This window comes from Streptomyces jeddahensis (assembly GCF_001642995.1).
Classification (GTDB): domain Bacteria; phylum Actinomycetota; class Actinomycetes; order Streptomycetales; family Streptomycetaceae; genus Streptomyces; species Streptomyces jeddahensis.
On the sequence record NZ_LOHS01000170.1, the window covers coordinates 1 to 2,835 of the forward strand.

Sequence of the window (2,835 nt, forward strand, 5' to 3'; positions counted from 1 at the left end):
CCGCTCCCCCGGCCGCCGCGCCCGCCGCCCCCATGCCCGGCACCGGGAAGATCAACCTCGACAAGGGCCGCGTCAGCCTGCAGAAGAACCAGACGGTGTCCCTGGTCAAGGGCGGCCGCCCGCTGCTGTCGCAGGTCAAGATGGGCCTGGGCTGGGAGCCTGCGTACCGCGGCAAGGACATCGACCTGGACGCCTCGGTCATCGCGTACGGCCCGCAGCGCAACCACATCGACAGCTGCTACTTCGGCAAGCTGTCGATCGTGAACGGCGCGATCAAGCACTCCGGTGACAACCTCACCGGTGAGGGCGGCGGGGACGACGAGGTGATCGTGGTCGACCTGGGCCGGCTGCCCCAGGACGTGACGGGCCTGGTCTTCACGGTCAACTCGTTCTCGGGCCAGAAGTTCACCGAGGTCGCCAAGGCGTACTGCCGTCTCCTCGACGCGGCGACCGGCGAGGAGCTGGTCCGCTTCGACCTGACGAACGCCGAGCCGCAGACGGGCGTGATGATGGCCAAGCTGATCCGCCAGTTCTCCGGCGAGTGGGAGATGACCGCGATGGGCGACTTCGTGAAGGCCCGCACGGTCCGCGGCATGGTCAAGCCGGCGGCGCAGGCTCTGTAGCGCTGCGCGCAACAGGCGGCCGGACGGACGAGGGCCCAGGCCCGTCGGGGCGGACCTGGGCCCTCGTCCGGGGCTGTCTGTCAGAGCTTGACGAGCTTGGGAAAGGGACTCAGAAACCTCCCCTGGCGGCCCGCGAAATCGACGAGCACGGCGTGATCGCCCTCGATTCCGCTGACCCTTCCGAGCCCGTACTGATCATGTGAGACCCGGTCGCCCACAGCGAACTGTTCGATGGGCTCGGCGGGCGGTGGCGGAACATTGAAGGGGCTGGTGGGGAGGTGGCGTCGCGTACCTGGTGGCTTTGTCATTAGTCGCAGTATGCGCCCCGCGGGCGACCCCACGCCAGGTTTACGGTGGTGGGCCGAGGGATGCACCCCTCGGCTCACCGTCCTTTACTTGCTGCGCTGGCGCTTCCAGGGACCGGTGATCGCCAGCAGGATCCCGGGGTCCTGGATGTTCGCGTACAGCGTCTTGCCGTCGGGCGAGAACGTGACTCCGGCGAACTCGCTGTACTCCGGCTCCTCCTCGGTGCCGACGTTCAGGTCGTTGCGCGCGATGGGGTACGTACGGCCGCTCTCGGTCGCACCGAAGAGGTGCTGGATGCCCTCGCCGTCCTCGGCGAGGATGATGCCGCCGTAGGGCGAGACGGTGATGTTGTCGGGACCGTCGAACGCACCGTCGACGGACGGGTCCGGGTTGACGCCCAGCAGCACCTTCAGCGTGAGGGTGCGCCGCTTGGGGTCGTAGAACCAGACCTGCCCGTCGTGCTGGACGGGGCTCTCCTCACGGGCGTACGAGGAGACGATGTACGCGCCGCCGTCGCCCCACCACATGCCCTCGAGCTTGCGGGCGCGGGTGATCTCACCGTCGGCGAACTGCTTGCGCACGGGCACCGTCGTGGCGTCGCGGTCGGGTACGTCGACCCAGTCCACGCCGTACACCGTGCCGATCTTCGTGGCGCGGGACAGGTCGTCGACGAAACGGCCGCCGGAGTCGTAGCACCTGGGGGCCTGCAGCACGCCGGCGTCGTCGGCGAGGGTGCGGAGCTTGCCGCGGCCGTGCTCGAAGCCGGCCGGCGGGGTCCAGCGGTAGAAGAGGCCGTTGGGGCCCGACGCGTCCTCGGTGAGGTAGAGGTGGCCGCGCTTGCTGTCGACGACGACGGCCTCGTGGGCATAGCGGCCGAGGGCCTTGATGGGCTTCGGGTCGCGGTTGGCGCGGGCGTCGCGCGGGTCGACCTCGAAGACGTAGCCGTGGTCCTTGGTCATGCCGTTCTTGCCGGCCTTGTCCTCGGTCTCCTCGCAGGTCAGCCAGGTGCCCCAAGGAGTGCTGCCGCCCGCGCAGTTGGTGGAGGTGCCGGCGATGCCGACCCACTCCGCGACCTCGCCGCCGGGGCGCACCTCGACGACGGTGCAGCCGCCGGACGCGGCGGGGTCGTAGACGAGACCCTCGGTGAGCGGCACCGGGTAGTCCCAGTTGGCGCGCGGGCCCTTCAACTCGTGGTTGTTGACGAGCAGCGTCGTGCCGCGCGGGCCCTCGAAGGTGGCGGTGCCGTCGTGGTTGGACGGGGTGTACTCGCCGGACTCCAGCTTCGTCTTGCCGCTGTAGGTGATGATGCGGTACGAGAAGCCGGCGGGGAGGGCGAGGATGCCCTTGGGGTCGTCGACCAGGGGGCCGTAGCCGATGCCGCCGAGGTCGTCGGCGGTGTCCTCGAGCTCCGCGCCGTCCGCGGTCTCGGTGTCCTGGGTGGCGAGGGCACCAGGGGTGGTGGCGAAGGCTCCGACGCTGCCGACCAGCGCGACACCGGCTCCGGTGATCGCAGATCGTCTGGCGAAGTCTCTCCGGGACAGCGACATGGTTTCTCCTGAGGCCTGGGGGCGCGGACGCCTGGCTGGCGTTGTCGGGGATGGCGCGGCGGGACGTTTCCGCGGTCACCGTGCCGCCCGCGCATAAACGCCAGTTGAACGCTGCACGACTTCTCCGGCCTCTGGAGGCGTCGTTCCGTGACAGGGCGCCCGCCGTCGTGGGGTGCGCCCCCCCTACGCGGGGGCACCTGCAGAGGCGACGCACCGTACGTCGTGGGTTGTGCCCACCCGTTCCGCCCTGCGGAACGATTGCCCACAACGGTAGGGGCCGTCCCGCAGCCAGCCGCCCTCCGGCCGAAGGGGACGTGGCGGGATGTGCGCCCGCAGCGGCTGGCGCAAACTCCGGGCTC

General features: G+C 70.1%; 3 protein-coding genes. 1 reads left to right on the forward strand and 2 read right to left on the reverse strand.

What is annotated here, in order from left to right; genetic code table 11:
• Nucleotides 1–623: TerD family protein (locus STSP_RS33225; protein ID WP_198547492.1), on the forward strand; the 623-nt coding region annotated here is incomplete at its 5' end.
• An 80-nt stretch (nucleotides 624–703) separates the two neighbouring features.
• Here the strand turns inward: STSP_RS33225 and STSP_RS41065 are convergent.
• Together STSP_RS41065 and STSP_RS33235 are read right to left on the reverse strand one after the other, a co-directional pair.
• A complete protein-coding gene (locus tag STSP_RS41065; protein ID WP_067284749.1) occupies nucleotides 704–931 on the reverse strand; it encodes a hypothetical protein in 228 nt (75 codons plus the stop codon).
• Between the two features lie 84 nt (nucleotides 932–1,015).
• Nucleotides 1,016–2,476: an alkaline phosphatase PhoX gene (locus tag STSP_RS33235; protein ID WP_067284750.1), complete on the reverse strand. Its 1,461-nt coding sequence runs from the start codon at nucleotides 2,474–2,476 to the stop codon at nucleotides 1,016–1,018.
• Nucleotides 2,477–2,835: the final 359 nt, after the last annotated feature.

Coding starts and splice junctions, on each gene's coding strand:
- STSP_RS41065 (WP_067284749.1), bottom strand. CDS start 931: ATGACAAAGCCACCAGGTACGCGACGCCACCTCCCCACCAGCCCCTTC.
- STSP_RS33235 (WP_067284750.1), bottom strand. CDS start 2,476: ATGTCGCTGTCCCGGAGAGACTTCGCCAGACGATCTGCGATCACCGGA.